This is a genomic window from Haloferax sp. Atlit-4N (assembly GCF_003383025.1).
GTDB classification, from domain to species: domain Archaea; phylum Halobacteriota; class Halobacteria; order Halobacteriales; family Haloferacaceae; genus Haloferax; species Haloferax gibbonsii.
The window spans coordinates 79,994-97,560 of the sequence record NZ_PSYY01000001.1 but is presented as its reverse complement, the minus strand read 5'-3'; the positions used below and the strand labels follow the sequence as shown (position 1 = coordinate 97,560).

14 protein-coding genes and 1 tRNA gene are annotated in these 17,567 nt (G+C 67.2%); 7 read left to right on the top strand and 8 right to left on the bottom strand.

Features of this window, described 5'->3' with window-relative positions; genetic code table 11:
- Positions 1 to 5: 5 nt before the first annotated feature.
- Positions 6 to 866 (bottom strand): hypothetical protein, encoded by an 861-nt coding sequence (locus C5C07_RS00455; protein ID WP_115804356.1) that lies wholly within the window; start codon positions 864 to 866, stop codon positions 6 to 8.
- A 253-nt stretch (positions 867 to 1,119) separates the two neighbouring features.
- The gene (locus C5C07_RS00450; RefSeq protein ID WP_004974040.1) at positions 1,120 to 1,365 is read right to left on the bottom strand and encodes a ferredoxin; all 246 of its coding nucleotides are present in this window, start codon (positions 1,363 to 1,365) and stop codon (positions 1,120 to 1,122) included.
- Between the two features lie 161 nt (positions 1,366 to 1,526).
- Between C5C07_RS00450 and C5C07_RS00445 the strand changes: the two genes are divergently transcribed.
- Together C5C07_RS00445 and cgi121 are read left to right on the top strand one after the other, a co-directional pair.
- Positions 1,527 to 4,007, top strand: coding sequence for an ATP-dependent DNA helicase (locus C5C07_RS00445; protein ID WP_115804355.1), 2,481 nt, complete (start codon positions 1,527 to 1,529; stop codon positions 4,005 to 4,007).
- A complete protein-coding gene (cgi121, locus tag C5C07_RS00440) occupies positions 4,004 to 4,498 on the top strand; it encodes a KEOPS complex subunit Cgi121 (RefSeq protein ID WP_004974044.1) in 495 nt (164 codons plus the stop codon). Before C5C07_RS00445 ends, cgi121 begins: the two co-directional genes overlap by 4 nt.
- 161 nt (positions 4,499 to 4,659) lie before the next feature.
- Here the strand turns inward: cgi121 and C5C07_RS00435 are convergent.
- Positions 4,660 to 4,732: transfer RNA gene (locus tag C5C07_RS00435), tRNA-Gln, on the bottom strand.
- A gap of 132 nt (positions 4,733 to 4,864) precedes the next feature.
- Here C5C07_RS00435 and C5C07_RS00430 point away from each other — a divergent pair.
- On the top strand, positions 4,865 to 5,437 hold the full coding sequence (locus C5C07_RS00430; protein ID WP_115804354.1) for an IMP cyclohydrolase: 573 nt from the start codon (positions 4,865 to 4,867) through the stop codon (positions 5,435 to 5,437).
- A gap of 84 nt (positions 5,438 to 5,521) precedes the next feature.
- Positions 5,522 to 6,181, top strand: coding sequence for a metallophosphoesterase (locus C5C07_RS00425; RefSeq protein WP_050458403.1), 660 nt, complete (start codon positions 5,522 to 5,524; stop codon positions 6,179 to 6,181).
- A gap of 57 nt (positions 6,182 to 6,238) precedes the next feature.
- On the opposite strand, the gene C5C07_RS00420 is transcribed toward C5C07_RS00425, so the two are convergent.
- Together C5C07_RS00420 and C5C07_RS00415 are read right to left on the bottom strand one after the other, a co-directional pair.
- A complete protein-coding gene (locus tag C5C07_RS00420; RefSeq protein WP_115804353.1) occupies positions 6,239 to 7,585 on the bottom strand; it encodes a tryptophanase in 1,347 nt (448 codons plus the stop codon).
- Positions 7,586 to 7,801: 216 nt separating this feature from the next.
- A complete protein-coding gene (locus tag C5C07_RS00415) occupies positions 7,802 to 8,980 on the bottom strand; it encodes an aspartate kinase (RefSeq protein ID WP_004974053.1) in 1,179 nt (392 codons plus the stop codon).
- A gap of 187 nt (positions 8,981 to 9,167) precedes the next feature.
- On the opposite strand from C5C07_RS00415, the gene C5C07_RS00410 reads away from it, so the two are divergent.
- A complete protein-coding gene (locus tag C5C07_RS00410) occupies positions 9,168 to 9,596 on the top strand; it encodes a hypothetical protein (RefSeq protein WP_004974055.1) in 429 nt (142 codons plus the stop codon).
- A 153-nt stretch (positions 9,597 to 9,749) separates the two neighbouring features.
- Positions 9,750 to 10,559 carry a ZIP family metal transporter gene (locus tag C5C07_RS00405; RefSeq protein ID WP_115804352.1) on the top strand — a complete coding sequence of 270 codons (810 nt, stop codon included), beginning with the start codon at positions 9,750 to 9,752 and terminating at the stop codon, positions 10,557 to 10,559.
- Positions 10,560 to 10,683: 124 nt separating this feature from the next.
- On the opposite strand, the gene C5C07_RS00400 is transcribed toward C5C07_RS00405, so the two are convergent.
- Positions 10,684 to 11,811, bottom strand: coding sequence for an NADH:flavin oxidoreductase (locus C5C07_RS00400; RefSeq protein ID WP_115804351.1), 1,128 nt, complete (start codon positions 11,809 to 11,811; stop codon positions 10,684 to 10,686).
- A gap of 134 nt (positions 11,812 to 11,945) precedes the next feature.
- The gene (locus C5C07_RS00395; RefSeq protein ID WP_050458399.1) at positions 11,946 to 13,538 is read right to left on the bottom strand and encodes a DNA-directed DNA polymerase II small subunit; all 1,593 of its coding nucleotides are present in this window, start codon (positions 13,536 to 13,538) and stop codon (positions 11,946 to 11,948) included.
- A 78-nt stretch (positions 13,539 to 13,616) separates the two neighbouring features.
- Here C5C07_RS00395 and C5C07_RS00390 point away from each other — a divergent pair, with 78 nt between their 5' ends.
- On the top strand, positions 13,617 to 14,450 hold the full coding sequence (locus tag C5C07_RS00390) for a S26 family signal peptidase (RefSeq protein WP_199522714.1): 834 nt from the start codon (positions 13,617 to 13,619) through the stop codon (positions 14,448 to 14,450).
- A gap of 104 nt (positions 14,451 to 14,554) precedes the next feature.
- On the opposite strand, the gene C5C07_RS00385 is transcribed toward C5C07_RS00390, so the two are convergent.
- Complete coding sequence (locus C5C07_RS00385) at positions 14,555 to 16,228, bottom strand: Cdc6/Cdc18 family protein (RefSeq protein ID WP_004974065.1); 1,674 nt, start codon at positions 16,226 to 16,228, stop codon at positions 14,555 to 14,557.
- Positions 16,229 to 17,567 lie beyond the last annotated feature (1,339 nt).

The window sequence follows — 17,567 nt, the reverse complement described above, 5'->3', positions numbered from 1 at the left end:
AGCGGCTACGTCGAATCGGCGGCGTCGTCACCCGAGTCGTCGGCGGTCGGGTCGTCGTCATCGACCGAGTCCGCGTCGTCGTCCGCCGCGAGTTGCGCGAACGTCTTTTCGGCCCACTTGACCGCGTAGCTCGGCCCGTGGTCGCGGTACGCCGCGGTGTCAAGCGCCGAAAACGGCGCGGGGAGGTCGCGGCCGTGTTTGACGGCCGAACACGCGAACTCGGTCGCCTCGGCGAAGGAGAGTCTGCCGAGCGCGACGAGCCGCGGGAGGTTCGCAAGTCGGTCGTCGAGTCGGCCGCCGGCGTCGACCCACGCCTCGTGGAGGCGGTCGTGGTCTCCCTCCCACGACGCGAACGCCTCGCGGGTGTGGAGGCCGACCCAGCCCTCGTAGAGCGCGGCGGCGACCTGATACGTCTCGCTCGGGCCGAGCGGCGTCGCCGCCGCGAGGTCGCGGTACCGCTCGCCGAAGAAGGGCAGGAAGTGCTCCGGAATCTCGTCGTTTCCGGCCTGCACGAACGCCTCGGCGATGAGGAAGTCCAGAAAGTCGTCCGGCGTCCCCTTCGCGCGGTACTTCACCAGCACGACCGGCGGGTCGGTCTGTCGGGACCACGTCACGGTGCCGTCGCCGGGCATCCCGATGGTGAAGTCGGACGAGGCGTAGCGCCGGAGCTGTTGGGGCGAGTCGTCTGGTAGCCACTCCGCGGGGTACGCCGCCGGGGAGAGCGACTCGACCACCAGCCCGAGGTTCTCCGCGGCCTCCGGGGGAATGGTGTCGAAGTCGCCGGCCACGTCCAAGACGAGCGCGCCGGGGGCGTACTCGTCGCGGACCGATTCGAGGTCCGACGGCAGGGTGCGCGTCTCGAACATCCGCTCAGGCGATGCTCATCCCGACGAACACGACGGCCAGCAGGGCCGACACGCCGACGGTACCGAGCACGATTTTCGTCGCTTGGCTCATAGTGGCACGATTAGGGGCCCGCCGCTTAACCTTTACACTCTATCGTCGGCCGAATCTCCAGTCGAAACGGAGGGGTTCGGGGACGCGCCCCACGGTCGTCGGTCACACGGTTCGGTCGCGTCGCGGACGCGAGAGAAAACGGTAGACTCGTCGGCGTCGCGGTCAGGGAACGAGCTGTTCGCCGTCGTCGTCGAGGATGCGGATGGCCTCGACGGGGCAGACGCGGGCGGCGAACTTCGCGTCGAACTCGGCGTCCTCCGGAATCTCGCGGACGAAGACGCCGTCGTCGGTCTCCTCGCCGTCGACGAGGTCGGCCTTGCCGTCGTCGACGTTCTTCTCGAAGCCCTCCCACTCGTCGACACACTGGAACATGCCGATGCAGGTGTCGCGGTCGTACTCGACTCTCATGCGCCATCGTACCGCCGGGCCGTACAAAGCCCTGCCGACGCGGGGACGTGGGTCGGCGTCGCCTCGCGTCGCGGTCGTGCGACCGACGCCGCGGGCGGCGACGCGTCCGCGCCCGAACCGACCCGATGGCTTAAACCGGGGGACGGTCCAAGGGAGATGCAATGCGAACTGCGGACCTGACGGGCCTGCCGACGGGGATTCCCGAGGCCCTCCGCGACGAGGGTATCGAGGAGCTGTACCCGCCGCAGGCCGAGGCCGTCGAGGCCGGCCTGACGGACGGCGAGAGCCTCGTGGCCGCCGTCCCGACGGCGAGCGGGAAGACGCTCATCGCCGAGCTGGCGATGCTGTCGAGCGTCGCGCGCGGCGGGAAGGCGCTGTACATCGTCCCGCTCCGGGCGCTCGCCTCCGAGAAGAAAGCCGAGTTCGAGCGCTGGGAGGAGTACGGCATCGACGTGGGCGTCTCGACCGGCAACTACGAGTCCGACGGCGAGTGGCTCTCCTCGCGCGACATCATCGTCGCCACCTCCGAGAAGGTCGACTCGCTCGTCCGGAACAACGCGGCGTGGATGGACCAACTCACCTGCGTCGTCGCCGACGAGGTCCACCTCGTCGACGACAGACACCGCGGGCCGACGCTGGAGGTCACGCTGGCGAAGCTCCGCCGGCTCAACCCGAACCTGCAGGTCGTCGCGCTCTCGGCGACCGTCGGCAACGCGGGCGTCGTCGCCGACTGGCTCGACGCGGAGCTCGTCAAGTCCGACTGGCGACCCATCGACCTCAAGATGGGCGTCCACTACGGCAACGCCGTCTCCTTCGCCGACGGGAGCCAACGCGAGGTGCCGGTCGGCCGCGGGGAACGACAGACGCCCGCGCTCGTCGCCGACGCGTTGGAGGGCGACGGCGACGGCGACCAGGGCTCCTCGCTCGTCTTCGTGAACTCGCGGCGCAACGCCGAGTCCGCGGCCCGCCGCATGGCCGACGTGACGGAGCGGTACATCACCGGGGACGAGCGCGGTGACCTCGCGGAACTCGCCGCCGAGATACGCGACGTCTCCGACACCGAGACCTCCGAGGACCTCGCCGCGGCGGTCGCCAAGGGCGCGGCGTTCCACCACGCGGGGCTCGCCGCGGAGCACCGAACCCTCGTCGAGGACGCCTTCCGCGACCGACTCATCAAGTGCATCTGCGCCACGCCGACGCTCGCCGCCGGCGTCAACACCCCGAGTCGCCGCGTCGTCGTCCGCGACTGGCAGCGCTACGACGGCGACTACGGCGGGATGAAGCCGCTCGACGTGCTCGAAGTCCACCAGATGATGGGTCGCGCCGGTCGGCCTGGCCTCGACCCCTACGGCGAGGCGGTGCTGCTCGCGAAGGACGCCGACGCCCGCGACGAACTGTTCGAGCGGTACATCTGGGCCGACGCCGAGGACGTGCGGTCGAAGCTCGCGGCCGAGCCCGCGCTGCGGACGCACCTGCTCGCCACCGTCGCCTCCGGCTTCGCCCACACCCGCGAGGGATTGCTCGAATTCCTCGACCAGACGCTGTATGCGACCCAGACCGACGACCCCGAGCGACTCGGGCAGGTGACAGACCGCGTGCTCGACTACCTCGAAGTGAACGGGTTCGTCGAGTTCGAAGGAGAGACGATACGGGCGACGCCCGTCGGCCACACCGTCTCGCGGCTCTACCTCGACCCGATGAGCGCCGCCGAAATCATCGACGGCCTCGAGTGGGCGGCGGACCACCGAACCGAGAAGCTCCGGGCGCTCGCGGGCGAGGCGCCCGAGAAGCCGAAGCGAGCGCGGAGCGAATCCGACGACGAACCCGGCGGCTTCCAGCGGGCCAGCGAGATGGTCGCGGCAGAGAGCGGCGACGCGGGAGACGGAACGGGGGCGGACGACGGCGACGACAGCGACGACGCCAACGAGTTCGAGGCGGACCGGACGTATCCGACGCCGCTCGGCCTCTACCACCTCGTCTGCCGGACGCCGGACATGTATCAGCTCTACCTGAAGTCCGGCGACCGCGAGACCTACACCGAACTGTGCTACGAGCGCGAACCGGAGTTCCTCGGGCGCGTCCCCTCTGAGTACGAGGACGTGGCGTTCGAAGACTGGCTGTCGGCGCTGAAGACCGCGAAGCTCCTCGAAGACTGGGTCGGTGAGGTCGACGAGGACCGCATCACCGAGCGCTACGGCGTCGGCCCCGGCGACATCCGCGGGAAGGTCGAGACGGCCGAGTGGCTCCTCGGCGCGGCCGAGCGACTCGCCTCCGAACTCGACCTCGATTCCGTGTACGCGGTCCGCGAGGCGAAAAAGCGCGTCGAGTACGGCGTCCGCGAGGAGCTGCTCGACCTCGCCGGCGTCCGCGGCGTCGGCCGAAAGCGCGCCCGACGGCTGTTCGAAGCCGGCGTCGAGAGTCGGGCCGACCTCCGCGAGACCGAGAAATCGCGCATCCTCGCCGCGCTCCGGGGTCGCAGGAAGACCGCGGAGAACATCCTCGAAGCCGCGGGTCGGAAGGACCCCTCGATGGACGAGGTGGACGAGGACGACGCGCCGGAAGACGCCGTTCCCGACGACGCCGGCTTCGAGACGGCCAAAGAGCGCGCCGACCAGCAGGCCAGTCTGGGTGATTTCGAATGAGGCTCGTCGAAGCCGAGGCGACCGTCTCGGACCTCGATTCGTTCATCGCGGTCGTCGGCGACGTGGCCGACGAGACGGGCGCGACGGTGCAGGCGTTCGACGCCCGGTACGTCGTGGACCGCGAGCACCTCGAACGGGCGACCGAACTCGCCGACCGGGCCATCGGCCGCGGCAACGAAATCGCCCGCGACCGGGCCGTCGAAATCCTCCTCTACGCCAGCGGCCGCCGGCAGATTAACCGCGCGTTCGAAATCGGCGTCTCGGAGGGGACGCTCCCCGTCGTGATTCTCGTCGACGGCGGCGACGAAGAAGACGCCGAGGCCGCGCTGTTCGACCGACTCGACCTCGAACCCGCGGAGACCCTCGGCGACTACGACGAAGCGCTCGTCCGCGAGGTGTTCGACGTGGGCGAGACGGAATTGCGCGTCGCCGACGGCGACCTCCCCGCACTGGTCAAAGAGCGAGTCGCGCTGCTCGCGGTCGAACGCTAAGCGGTTTTCGCGGCCCGTACCCTCCGTATTCGGACGGTCTGAGAATACGTCAGCAAACACTCCACTCGAAACACACCCCTTGGGTTTCTGAAACCTACCCCTTCGTTTCAACTGGAGAACAGGGGACGGCGCGGCCTCATCGAGAGTAGAATGCTGAGAAGTAGTCCCACCAGGATTCGAACCTGGGTCGTTGCCCCCAGAAGGCAACAGGATTGGCCACTACCCCATGGGACTTCGCATCAGTTCGTACTTCGCGGGTATTTGTAAACGTTGCGTGTCGATTCCGCCGTGCGATTTTATGGCACGGTAACGGACGGACGTGCATAAACCGCCAACTATTTGCCCCTATTCTATCCACTCTCGTGTATGTACGTCGGACGTTTCGTCGTCGTTGGCCCCGGAATCGGTGCGTATCGCGTCTCCTCTCGGTCCTTCCCGAACCGACAGGTCGTCGACCGGGACGGAGCCCTGACCGTCGGGCCGACGCCCGACGCTCCCGAGACCGATAACCCCTACATCGCCTACAACTGCGTCCGCGAGGGCGGCGACTACGTCGTCGTCGGCAACGGTTCGCAGGTCGACCCCATCGCGGAGAAACTCGACCTCGGCTACCCGCCGCGCGACGCCCTCGCCGAGATTCTGCTCGCGCTCGACTACGAGAAAGACGACTACGACACGCCCCGAATCGCGGGCGTCGTCGGCGACGACGAGGCGTTCATCGGCATCGTCCGAAAGGACGCGCTCGTCGTGGAGGCCGTCTCCGAACCCACGCTCGTGGCGACCTACGAGGAAGACGACCCGCGCGCGTTCGACCTCGACGCGGAGACCGCGGCCGACGCGGCCCGCGAACTCTACGACCACGAGTTCGAACACGCCGTCTGCGCCGCCGCCGCGACCGTCGACGACTCGGTCGAGACCGCCTTCCACAACGGCGAGTAACGCAACTGTCGGCGTCCCGCCGCGGGCGAGCGCTCGACCGCGACCGGCCCGGAACTTTTCAGCCGCGCACCCGTACACCGAGCCATGCGTCTGGGCGTCATCTCGGACGTGCACGGGAACCTCCCGGCACTCGACGCGGTGCTCGAATCGATGCCGCCGGTCGACCGACTGGTCTGCGCCGGCGACGTGGTCGGCTACAACCCGTGGCCCGAGGAGTGCGTGTCCGAACTCGCCGAACGGGACGTGCCGACGGTCTCGGGGAACCACGACCGCGCGGTCACGTCGGGGACCGGCTTCCGCTTCAACAGCATGGCGGCCGCGGGCGTCGACTACGCCCGCGACGCGCTCTCCCCGGCGTCGATGGAGTGGCTATCCTCACTTCCGAAAACCCGACACGTCGCCGACGGCCGGGTCAAACTCGCTCACGGCCACCCCGACCACCCCGACCGCTACACCTACCCCGACGACTTCGCGCCGTCGCTCCTCGACGGCGAGGACCTGCTGGTGTTGGGTCACACCCACGTGCAGGGCCACCGAATCTACGACGACGGAATCGTCCTGAACCCCGGAAGCGTCGGCCAGCCCCGCGACGGCGACCCGCGGGCGGCCTACGCGGTCGCCGACCTCGACGCGATGGAAATCGAGGCGGAGCGCGTCAACTACGACATCGACCGCGTCGCCGAGCGTGTGCGCGAGGTCGGCCTGCCGGAGCGACTGGCGAGTCGGCTGTACGAGGGAAAATAGGGAAAATAGGGAAAATAGGGAAAATAGGGACGAAATCGAGTAGGCGTCCTGAAGCCGTCAGTTCGACACCGGTTCGAGCCGCGCCGAGAAGTGCCGAAGCTCCTTCATCGGCGGCTCCTCGACGATTTCGAGACCGCCGTAGTCGCCGGCGGAGTCCATCACCTTCGCGGCCGTCTCGGCGACGTGTTCGAGGTGTTCGCGGCTGTAAGTGCGCCGCGGGAGTGCGAGGCGCACGAGGTCCGGGCGGTCGGTGCCGGGGAACGCGAAGCCACCGAGTTCGACGCCGCGGACGCCGCCTTCGAGATAGAGCGCGCAGACGAGTTCCTGTCCGGGGAACTCGTCTTTCGGGATGTGCGGGAACACCTCGCCGGCGTCGAGATAGACCGCGTGGCCGCCGGTCGGCTGGTAGACGGGGACGCCCGCCTCGACGAGGAGGTCGCCCAGTTCGGCCACCTGCTCGACGCGGTCAGACACGTACGGCGGCGTGACGGCCTCGCGGAGGCCGACGGCCATCGCCTCGATGTCGCGGCCCGAGAGGCCGCCGTAGGTGGGAAAGCCCTCGTAGAGGATGGCGCGCTGCTTCGCGTGTTCGAACACCGTCTCGTCGCGCATCGCGGCGAAGCCGCCGATGTTGACGAGCGCGTCCTTCTTGCCGGACATCGTAATCGCGTCGGCGTGTTCGAACTGCGCGCGGGCGATTTCGGCGACCGAGCGGTTCTCGTAGCCCGCCTCGTGGGTCTTGATGAAGTGGGCGTTCTCGGCGAACCGGCAGGCGTCGATGACGAACATGGCGTCGATGTCGCGTGCGAACTCGGCGGTGGCGCGGATGTTCGCCATCGAGACCGGCTGGCCGGCGACGGAGTTGTTCGTGATGGTGAGGACGACGACGGGAATCGCGTCGGCGCCGACCTCCTCGACGAGCGCGTAGCCCGCGTCGATGTCGAAGTTACCCTTGAACGACTCCGTGGAGTTCGGGTCGCGGGCGGCGGGCGACGGACAGTCGACCGGCTCCGCGCCCTGATTGACGATGTGGGCCCGGGTCGTATCGAAGTGCGAGTTGTTCGGCACCACGTCGCCGTCCTCCAGGAGGACGCCGTAGAGGACGTTCTCCGCGCCGCGGCCCTGATGGGTCGGCACGACGTGCTCGAAGCCCATCACGTCGCGGACCGACTCCGCGAGTCGGGCGAACGACTCGCTGCCCGCGTAGGCCTCGTCGCCGCGAATCATCGCCGCCCACTGCTCTGCGGACATGGTGCCCGTCCCCGAGTCGGTCAAGAGGTCGATGTACACGTCGCGGGCGTCGAGGTTGAACGCGTTGTAGCCGGCCCGTTCGAGGGCGGCCTCGCGCTCCTCGCGCGAGGGGAGTTCGATGGGCTCGACCATCTTCGCCTTGTACGATTTCATGCCCGCAATAGACCCGCGAGCGTGAAGTAATCGGCAGGCGGAAAATCGAGGGACGACGACCGATTTTCTGCGCTCGTGGACGGGAATGTGCATCGGTGTCGCCGGCTGTTCCGCTATCGCCACGAACCGCCCACGCCGACCGTCGGATACTGCCGACTGTTCGGCGTCGCTGGCGGAAACGACTGCGTGAAAACGGAATCGAGCCGAGGAGCGGGCTCAGAACTTGTCTTGGATGATGCCGAGCGTCTCCTCGCGGTCGTCCCACGCCACGAAGATTGCGACGGAGGTCGCGGAGGTGATGGCGTCGTGGATGTTGATGCCGGCGTCGGACAGCGGCTGAACGATGTCGAGGATGACGCCGGGGCGGTTCGGGAGTTCGCCGCCGGTGACGCGGACGACGGCGATGTCGTCTTCGACGGTGACCGAAGACAGCGCGTCGTCGGCGACGACGCGGTCGTGGAGGACGGCCTCGGCCCGGTCGGAGTCGTCTTCGAGGACGTAGAACGTGATAGAGTCCATCCCGGAGGCGACCGAGTCGACGTTGATGTCCTCTTCTCGGAGGGCTGCCGAGAGGTCCGCGAGGATTCCCGGCCGGTTGCGAATCGCTCGCCCGGCGACGGTGAGACACGCGAGGGGCTCTTCCTGCATGTCGATGAGGTTGTGGAACTCGCCTTCGATGAGCGTCCCGCCGGTGAGCAGGTCGCCGTGCTGGTAGTGGACGACCCGAACGTCGAGCGCCGCGTCCTTGTACGAGAGCGCGGACGGCGCGACGACTTCTGCCCCGCGGAACGAGAGGTTCCGGAGCTCGTCGACGGTGATGCGGCCGACGTTGCGCGCGCCTTCGACGACGCGCGGGTCGCCGGTCATGACGCCCTCCACGTCGGTCACGATGACGACCTCGTCGGCGTCCATGTAGTTGCCGAGCATCACGGCGGAGGTGTCGGAGCCGCCGCGGCCGAGCGTCGTGATTTCGCCGTCGTGGTTCTGCGCGAGGAAGCCGGTGATGACCGGGACGACGCCGTCGAGTTCGGCGGCGAGCTTCGCGGCCCGCTCTCGGGTCGCCTCGACGTCGACCTCGCCGAGGTCGTTCGTGATGACCGGCCACTCGTCGGTGCCGGGTTCGACGAACAGGGCGTTGACGCCGCGGGCGGCGAGCGCCGCCTTGAGCATGCGCACGCTGGTCCGCTCGCCCATCGAGACGATTTCGGCTCGGTCGCGGTCGTCGGCCTCGAACTTGATTTCGTCGAGGAGGTCGTCGGTCGTCGAGCCCATCGCGGAGGCGACGACGGCGATTTCGTGGCCGTGTTCGACGGCCGCGGCGATGGAGTCCGCGGCGCGGTTGATTCGGTCGCCGCTACCGAGCGAGGTGCCGCCGAACTTCGCGACTACGCGCATCGTCCCTCCGGTGCGTCGCGTCGCTTCGGGGCTTCGTTGGTAAACATGCGAGGGGCTAACGCGGGGGGACGTATAACTATGTCCTCCGGTTCAACCGTTGCCGTCACCCGCGAATCCGGCGACGAGACGGCTCGTACCGCCGCCTCGCGTGCGGAGATTTATCACCGAAGGCGCGGTACGTTCGGGCATGGATGTCAGAGACGCCGTGGACACCGACGCCGAGGCGCTCGCCGCCGTCGCGGACGCGCCGATACGGGCGATGCGGCGGCTGATACGCGACCGGACGGTCCGTCTCGCCACCGCCGACACGGGCTCCGACCCGAACGCCGACGCGCCGGCCGACGACGAACCGGTGCTCGGGTTCGTCGGCTTCGACGTCCGCGACGGCGTCCTCCACGTCACCCGACTCGGCGGGACCGAGCCGGCGGTGCGACGGCTGCTCGAAGAGCCGCTCCGCTTCGCCAGCGCCGAGAGCCTGCCGGTCGAGGTGCTCGTCCTCGAATCCGAGCGGCCGCTGTGTGACGCGGTCGAGCACGCCGGGTTCGACCGGGTGGGTCACGGCCCCCGGTTCGAGGGTGCGCCGACCGTCCGGTACGTCCTCGACGAGACGGGGTAATCCAGCCCGCGGGTCGCGGCCGCCCAGTTCGCTCCCGTCGCGCGCAACGAGGGCGCGGTCGGCGAGAACCGACGGAGGGCATACATACCTCCCTCTCGTTTGGTGGCCCATGACCGACCGACACGGAAACCAACCGCCGGAAGTGAGACGACCGTGACCGCGGTCGAGGAACTGTTCGTCTCGCTCGCGGGGTCGAACCCCGTGATGCAGGGCCTCCTCGGGGGCATCGTCATCGCCGGCATGAACATGCTGGGCGCGCTTCTCATTCTCGTCTGGCGCGACCCCTCGAAGCGCTCGCTCGACACGCTTCTCGGCTTCGCCGCCGGCGTCATGCTCGCCGCGAGTTTCACGAGCCTCATCCTCCCCGGCATCGAGGCGGCGGGCGGGAGTCCGATTCCCGTCCTCGTCGGCTTCGTCATCGGCGTCGTCGTCCTCGACCAAGCGGACCTGTGGATTCCGCACGTCCACATCCTCGTGACCGGCAAGACCCGGACGGACGCCCCTGAGACGGAAACGAAGATGGCCTCGGTTATCCTGTTTATCGTCGCCATCACCATCCACAACATGCCCGAGGGCCTCGCCGTCGGGGTCGGCTTCGGCTCCGGCGACCTCGGGACGGCAATCCCGCTGATGCTCGCCATCGGCATCCAGAACATCCCCGAGGGACTGGCGGTCTCCATCGCCGCCGTCAACGCCGGCCTCCGGAACACGACCTACGCGACGTTCGCGGGCATCCGCGCCGGCCTCGTGGAGATTCCGCTCTCCGTCTTCGGCGCGTGGGCCATCCAGTACGCCTCGGCGCTGCTCCCCTACGCGATGGGCTTCGCCGCCGGCGCGATGCTGTTCGTCATCTCCGACGAAATCGTCCCCGAGACGCACTCGAACGGCCACGAGCGCGTGGCGACCTTCGGGACGATGGTCGGCGTCGTCGTGATGCTCTACCTCGACGTGACGCTCGGGTAGTCGAGTCGGCGTCGCGGTGTCCGAAACAGGAAACGCCGAGAAACGTCGCAAAGGCGGGAGTTCGAGTGGAAGCGAAGGGGTTCGGTCGTCGGTCCGTCGGCAGAAAACCCGCGTCGAGCGCGCGTCAGTCGTCGGCGACCGGCGAGTCCGACGGAACCTCGTGGTCCGAGAGCCCGGCAGTCGGCGCGAGGAACTTCGCCGGGTCGAAGGCGTCGAGGCCGTCGCCGGCGGCCACGCGCGCCGGCCAGTCCGGATTGGCCAGCGCGCTCGTCCCCAGCGTGAACAGGTCCGCGCCGGCGTCGACGGCGGCCCGCGCCGCGTCGGGGTCGCCGAGACCGCCGTTGGCGATGACGACCGTGTCGTCCGCGACGTGTTCGGCGGCCGCCTCCGCGAGCGAGGGACCGTCCGCGCCGAAGGTCGGGCTCGTCGCGTCGGTCTCGGTCGTGTGGACGTAGTCGGCTCCGGCGGCCGAGAGCGCCTCGAAGAAGACCGCGGCCGCGTCCTCGCCCTCGGGCCACTCGTAGTCGCCGTCGGTCACTTTCTCCTGCGAGACGCGGACGCCGACGACGAACTCCTCGGGGACAGCGTCGGCGACCGCAGAAAGGACCTCGGCGGGGAACTTGACGCGAGACTCGGGCCCGCCGCCGTACTCGTCGTCGCGCTGGTTCGCGTCCGCCGCGAGGAACTCGTTGAGCAGATAGCCGTTCGCGCCGTGGAGTTCCACGCCGTCGAAGCCGGCTTCGACCGCGTTCCTCGCCGCCTGTACGAAGCCCTCACGAGCGGTTTCGAGGTCCGCCTCGTCGGCCGCCTTCGGGACGGCGAACTCGCCGCTTCCGCCGTAGGCCTCCGCCTTCTGGCCGTCGGGCTGGACCGCGGAGGGCGCGAGCGTCCGGTCGCCGTCGAGGTGCGGGTTCCCCTGCGACTGCGCCCCGGCGTGCATCAACTGCGCGAAAATCGGCGTGTCGACCTCGTGGACGGCGTCCGTGACGTTCGTCCACGCCTCGACGTGGTCGTCGGTGACGAGCCCCGGCTGGTTCAGATAGCCCTGGCTGTACGCGTCGTCCGTGTAGACGCCCTCGGTGACGAGGAATCCGAACCCGCCGTCGGCGAACTTCCGGTAGTAGTGGGCCATCTCGTTCGTCGCCAACCCCTCGTCGGTGGCGCTGATACGCGTCATCGGTGCCAACCCGGCCCGGTTAGCGAGCGACAGGTCGTTCAGGCTCGTCGCGTCGAACAGCGCGTCGTCAGTCATCACCGGTTCTGCGCGCGTCGCGGATAAAAACCGACGGCGGAATGGTCCCGACCCCCGCACATCCGGCGTGCTATCAGGGCGCACGAAGGGCGGGAAACGAGTCGACGGCACAGGAAAACCGCGCAGTCGCCGTCTCAGGAGAACTTCCGAACCGTCATGTTCAGCGTGTCGAGGTCGACGATGGGGGCGTAGCCGGCGTCGGGGTCGATGTTGACGGACTTCTGGAAGTCGGTCTGGGCCTGCCAGCAGCCGGAGTTGACCGCGAGAACGTTGTGGTACTTGCCCCACCCGAGCTTGTGGACGTGGCCGGTGTGGAAGATGTCGGGCACGTCCTCCATGACGAGGTAGTCGAGTTCCTCGGGCGCGAGGCGGGTGTGGCCCCCGAACTGCGGCGCGACGTGGCGCTTTTTCAGGAGCTGATACATCGCCTTGTGCGGCTCGTCGTAACTCGCCTTATCCGCCGGCAGCTCGGCGATGACCTCGTCGAGCGAGACGCCGTGGTACATGAGAACGTTGACCCCTTCGAGCGTGATCATCGAGGGATTGCTCGTGATTCGAGCGTCGTGGGCCGACATGATGTCGCGGAGTTCGTCGTCGAAGCCGGGCTGTGGCTCCGCGAGTCGGACGGCGTCGTGGTTGCCCGGAATCATCACGATGTCGAGGTCGCCGGGCACCGATTTGAGGTGCTCCGAGAACGACTCGTACTGCTCGTAGATGTCGATGACGTCGAGTTCCTCGTCCTGATTCGGATAGACGCCGACGCCCTCGACCATGTCGCCGGCGATGAGGAGGTACTCGATGCGCTCCGCCTCCTCGGTGTGGAGCCAGTCCGCGAACCGGTTCCACGCGTCGGCCATGAACTCCTGGCTGCCGACGTGGACGTCCGAGATGAGCGCCGCCTGCACGTCCCTGTCGGCGGTGTTGGGGCGGTGGCTCCGCGGCACGTCGGGGAAGTGCATCGAGTCGACGAAGAGGATGCCCGCGTCGCCCGAGAGCGTCCCCTGCACCGCGATGCACTCGTCCATGAGGAGTTCGTCGACGTAGCCCGCGATGTCCTTGTCCTTCATCACGAGACAGGGGAACGTCCCCGTCGTGTCTTCGAGTTCGATAATCCAGTGGCCGCTCTTGGTGGAGCGAACGTCGTCGACGAGGCCGATGAGCTCCGCATCCTCGCCGCCGGACATGTTCGAGATGGCCTTCGCGGGGCGGTGGTTGACGCGCCCGCGGAGCATCTTCGAGAGTTTCTCGTAGCGGTCGCGGAACACCTTCACGAAGTCGTCGTACTCGCCGGTTCCCGTCGACTGGCCCGTCATGTCGTTGGCGATTTCGAGGGACCGAAGCGCCGGGTCGACGTTTCGTCCGGTCGGCTCTCCCTCGGCTTCGGCTGGAGTCGATTGAGCGGTGTGGTCCGCGTTGTCGTGCGATGTTGCAGCGGAAACAGGGGGGTCTGACGCGGCGGTGGCAGACGCGTCGGCGTCCGTAGCCCGCGCGGCGGCCGGGCCGGTCGATTCCGTTCCCGGCGGGTCCGCGGCGGGGGCGGACGCGAGCACCTCGCGGACGTGGTCGGCGGTGATGCGAAGCGCGTCGTCCGGGACGGCTTCGACGACGCGGGCGAGGGTTCGGCCGGGGTCGTCGGAGCCGGCGATGAGGGTCACGGCCTCGCGTTCGGCGTTGTAGCCGCGACCGACGAGCGCCCGGACGATGCGCGCCGGCGTCTCCAGTGGCACACCCGGAGTGTGCGACACGCGGCAAAAAGGATGCCGAAACCCAGAACGTTGAAACCCAGTCCGGGTAAACTGGGAGTGATGAGTGACGACGACGGTCGCCCGCCCTCCCCCGAACCGCGGCGCGGTCCCGCCTCCGACGAAGGCGTACTAACTCGGCTCCGGACGGCAGAGGAGGGGCCGCTGCTGTTCGTCCGCGAAGTCCTGACGAGCGCGCTCGCCGTGTTGGCCGTCGGGTTGTTCCTGTTCGCGGTGAGCGGCGTGTGGCCGCCGATGGTCGCCGTCGAAAGCGGGAGCATGGAACCGCACATGCACAAAGGCGACCTCGTGTTCATCACGGGACCGGACCGGTACGCCCCGGACGCGTCCGTCGAGGGAACTGCCGTCGTCACCGCCGAGACGGGCGCGGAGGTCGACTATCGGAAGTTCGGCGGCCCCGGCAGCGTCATCGTCTACGACGACCCCGGGTCGGCAGGGCCCCCGATTATCCACCGGGCGATGTTCTGGGTCGACGAAGGGGAGAACTGGTACGACCGGGCGAACCCCGAGTACATGTCGGCCGACAACTGTCGAGAACTCGCCAACTGTCCCGCGGAGTACGCCGGCTTCATCACGAAAGGCGACAACAACCCGCGGTACGACCAGGTGAGCGGCATCGCCGACCCGGTCCGACCCGAGTGGGTTCAAGGCGTCGCGCGGGTCCGCATCCCGCTTCTCGGCTGGGTCCGCCTGACGCTCGCCAACTCGATGGCGACGACGACGCCGGTCGCGCCCGTGTCGATTGATTCCGTTGATTCCGTCGAATCCGTCGACGTGACGACGGCGGAGCCGACGGTCGCCAACGTAGCGACGACGGCACCGCTTCCGGTCGAGACGTCGAAGACAGCAGTGCACGGCGACGCGGTCGCGGCGTGACCCGGGTTCGGTAAGCAGGACTAAGCAGAGCAGAACTAAGCAGAGAAGAACTAAGCAGAGCAGAACTTCTACGACGGCTCCGGTCAGAGAGCGACGGTTGTCGTTTAGTTGTCGAACCGCGCCTGCACGAACGGCTGTGCGCTCTCGATGTCGCCGAGCCGGGAGTCCGTCAGCAGGACGGCCTCGGTCTCGTCGATGGGGACAGAAAGGCTGATTTCCTTGGTCCGGCCGTAGCGACCCTTCGAGACGACGACGGCGTTGACGATGCCGAGCATGTCGAGTTCCGAGATGAGGTCGGTGACGCGGCGCTGGGTGAGTACGTCGGCGTCGATCTCCTCGCAGAGGCGCTTGTAGATGTTGAACACCTCGCCGGTGTTGATGTTGCGGACGCCGTTTTTCTCCAGGAGGATGATGGCGAAGAGGACGATTTTCGACTGCGTGGGGAGGGTACGGACGACCTCGACCACCCGGTCGAGTTCGATTTTGTCCTGCGCCTGCCGGACGTGTGCCTCCTCGACGGTGTCGGCCTGCCCGCGCTCTGCGAGCTCGCCGGCCGTGCGGAGCAGGTCGAGCGCGCGCCGGGCGTCACCGTGTTCCTGCGCGGCGAAGGCGGCGCACAGCGGAATCACGTCGTCGGTGAGCGCGCCGGGCTTGAACGCCACGTCGGCGCGGTGCTGGAGGATGTCGCGGAGCTGGTTCGCGTCGTACGGCGGGAAGACGATTTCCTCCTCGCCGAGGCTCGACTTGACCCGGGGGTCGAGGAAGTCGGTGAACTTCAGGTCGTTCGAGATACCCATGATGGAGATGCGGGAGTTGTCGAGTTCGGAGTTCATCCGCGAGAGGTTGTAGAGGGTGTCGTCGCCCGACTTCTCGACCAGTTTGTCGATTTCGTCGAGCATGATGACGACCACGCGCTCCTTGTAGTCGACGGCGTCGAAGAACGTCGTGTAGACCCGGTCGGTCGGCCACCCGGTCATCGGCACCGTCTCCATCTCGTCGGCGTCGTCGTCGAGTTCCGCCGCGCGCTCGTCTATCTCGGCGATGGAGTCGTAGGGCGTGTCCGCGAGGGCGTTCGGGTCTTCCGTCGCCCGGGTTCGCATCTCGTCGAGGCGTTCCTGTTCGGCCTCGATGCGCTCGACGTTCTTCTCGATGAACTTGTTCGCCAACTGCGCGAGCACGCGGTACTGCGTGTCCGTCACCTCGCAGTTGATGTACTCGACCTCGCAGGGCACGTCGTACTTCTGGGAGGTGGATTCGAGTTCCTGGCTGACGAACTTCGCGCTCGCGGTCTTCCCGGTCCCCGTCTTCCCGTAGATGAGGATGTTCGACGGCGTCTCCCCGCGCAGGGCGGAGACGAGAATCGTCGCCATCTGGTTTATCTGGTCGGTCCGGTGAGGGAGTTCGTGCGGGGTGTACGACGGGCGAAGGACTTCCTTGTTCTCGAAAATCGGCTCGCCGGCGAGGAGGTCGTCGAACAGTCCCTTCGAACCCTCGTCGTCGTTGAGGACGACCTTGTCGAGACCGACGTCGGGGTCTTTGTGCTGGTCGAGGTCCTCGTCGGGCGCGTCGGCGTCGGGGCCGATGCTCGCCTGAATGTCGATGTCTTCGGGGGAGACGTCGTCCTCGGCGGCTGGTGTCGGTGTCTCGGAGGACGCATCGTCAGCGGACGCGTCGGTACTGGGTGCATCGCCGGAGTCGCCGTCGACGGCGCTGTCGTCCGACGTGCTGTTCCCGACTTCTCCTCGTGCGCCGCCTCGCGGATTCTCTTCCTCGTCCATCGTGAATACCCCTTTGTTTCAAGTGGAATAGTCGCCCGCAGCGGCGCATACGGTGCGTGAGGCCGGTGGTAGTCGGCATCTGCGCGTCACGCCGAAGAAGGCGATTCCAGATGATGCAAAGGAACCAAACGAACAGTCGGTACAAAAATCTTACTTCTCCGACTCGTCTGCCGTCGTTCGACCGGAACTCGGCCGGACGGGACCGTTTCAACACGAGCGCTCGATTCGCTCGGGGGACGGAGACTCCTCGCGACCACTGTCCGGAAGCGCCGGTTGGAGTCGTCAGTCGGTCGAGGTCGTCACTCGTCAGACGATTGGGGTCGTCGGTTGGAAGTCGGGAGTCAGCTGAGGGTCAGCCGGGGGTCAGTCGATGGGGTCGGCAGGTCGTATCGACACCGAGAGCGGAACGTCTCGGAGTCGAAACCACGGCCGGGAGTCAGGGATGGGTGAGGAAGGGTTCGGATGAGACGAGTAGTTCGAGTCGATCGGAGAACGTAGTCGGATGGGGTCGGGAGTCGGATAGAGCTGATCGAATGAGTCGGCTGGCTGGGACGGAGGGAATTGGGTACAGTGGCATCGAGGTGAAACGGATCGGTTCGAACAATCGCACTCTGTCGAATCGAACCGCGGGACGCGTCGAGACTCCGAGCGATAGTGGTGGATTTCGACGAACGGCAGTTGCGCACCGGACACCCGGGCGGCACCACACCGGACTCCCGGTCGACGCGAAACCCACCGGTCCGCGTGGGTGGAGTGGAACTCGGAGTTGAGTGGACGTCCGACGAGAAAAATCGGTCCCCGAGACCCCTTCGTTTCGTGTGGAAACGGGCAAAACACGCTTCCGGAGAAATCGAGGGTCTGAGGATTTTAGCGACCGTCCTAACCCCTTGGTTTCCTCTGCAATTAAGTGGGTGTTCTCCAGTTCGACGGGAAACCCCTGGGGCTCGAATCCCCCACACCCCTTCGTTTCGGGTGGAGGCGTGAGAGGGTGGGGAGGGGGTCTCGGTGGTCTTTAGATACAGATAGTTTTATTACTTATATTGTCATACCGTAACCGTACTGGGCCAAAAAGAGATATTATTGTACTCCCCTAGAATAGAATTAACGTCCCACCGCCGTCTAGCGGTCTCCCCCCACCCACCCCTTCGGGCCGTTCCACCCGAAACGAAGGGGTGGGGGTGTTCCCCCGACCGTTTCGCGTCTACCAAATAGTGTCAACCCCGTGTCTTGTCCGCAGAGACTAAGGTGACGACAGATCGGGGGAGAGACCGGCTCGGTGTTTTCAGGAACTGTTCGGCACATTCAGGAGATTCTCCGTTCGTCGTATGTCCAAGTTACG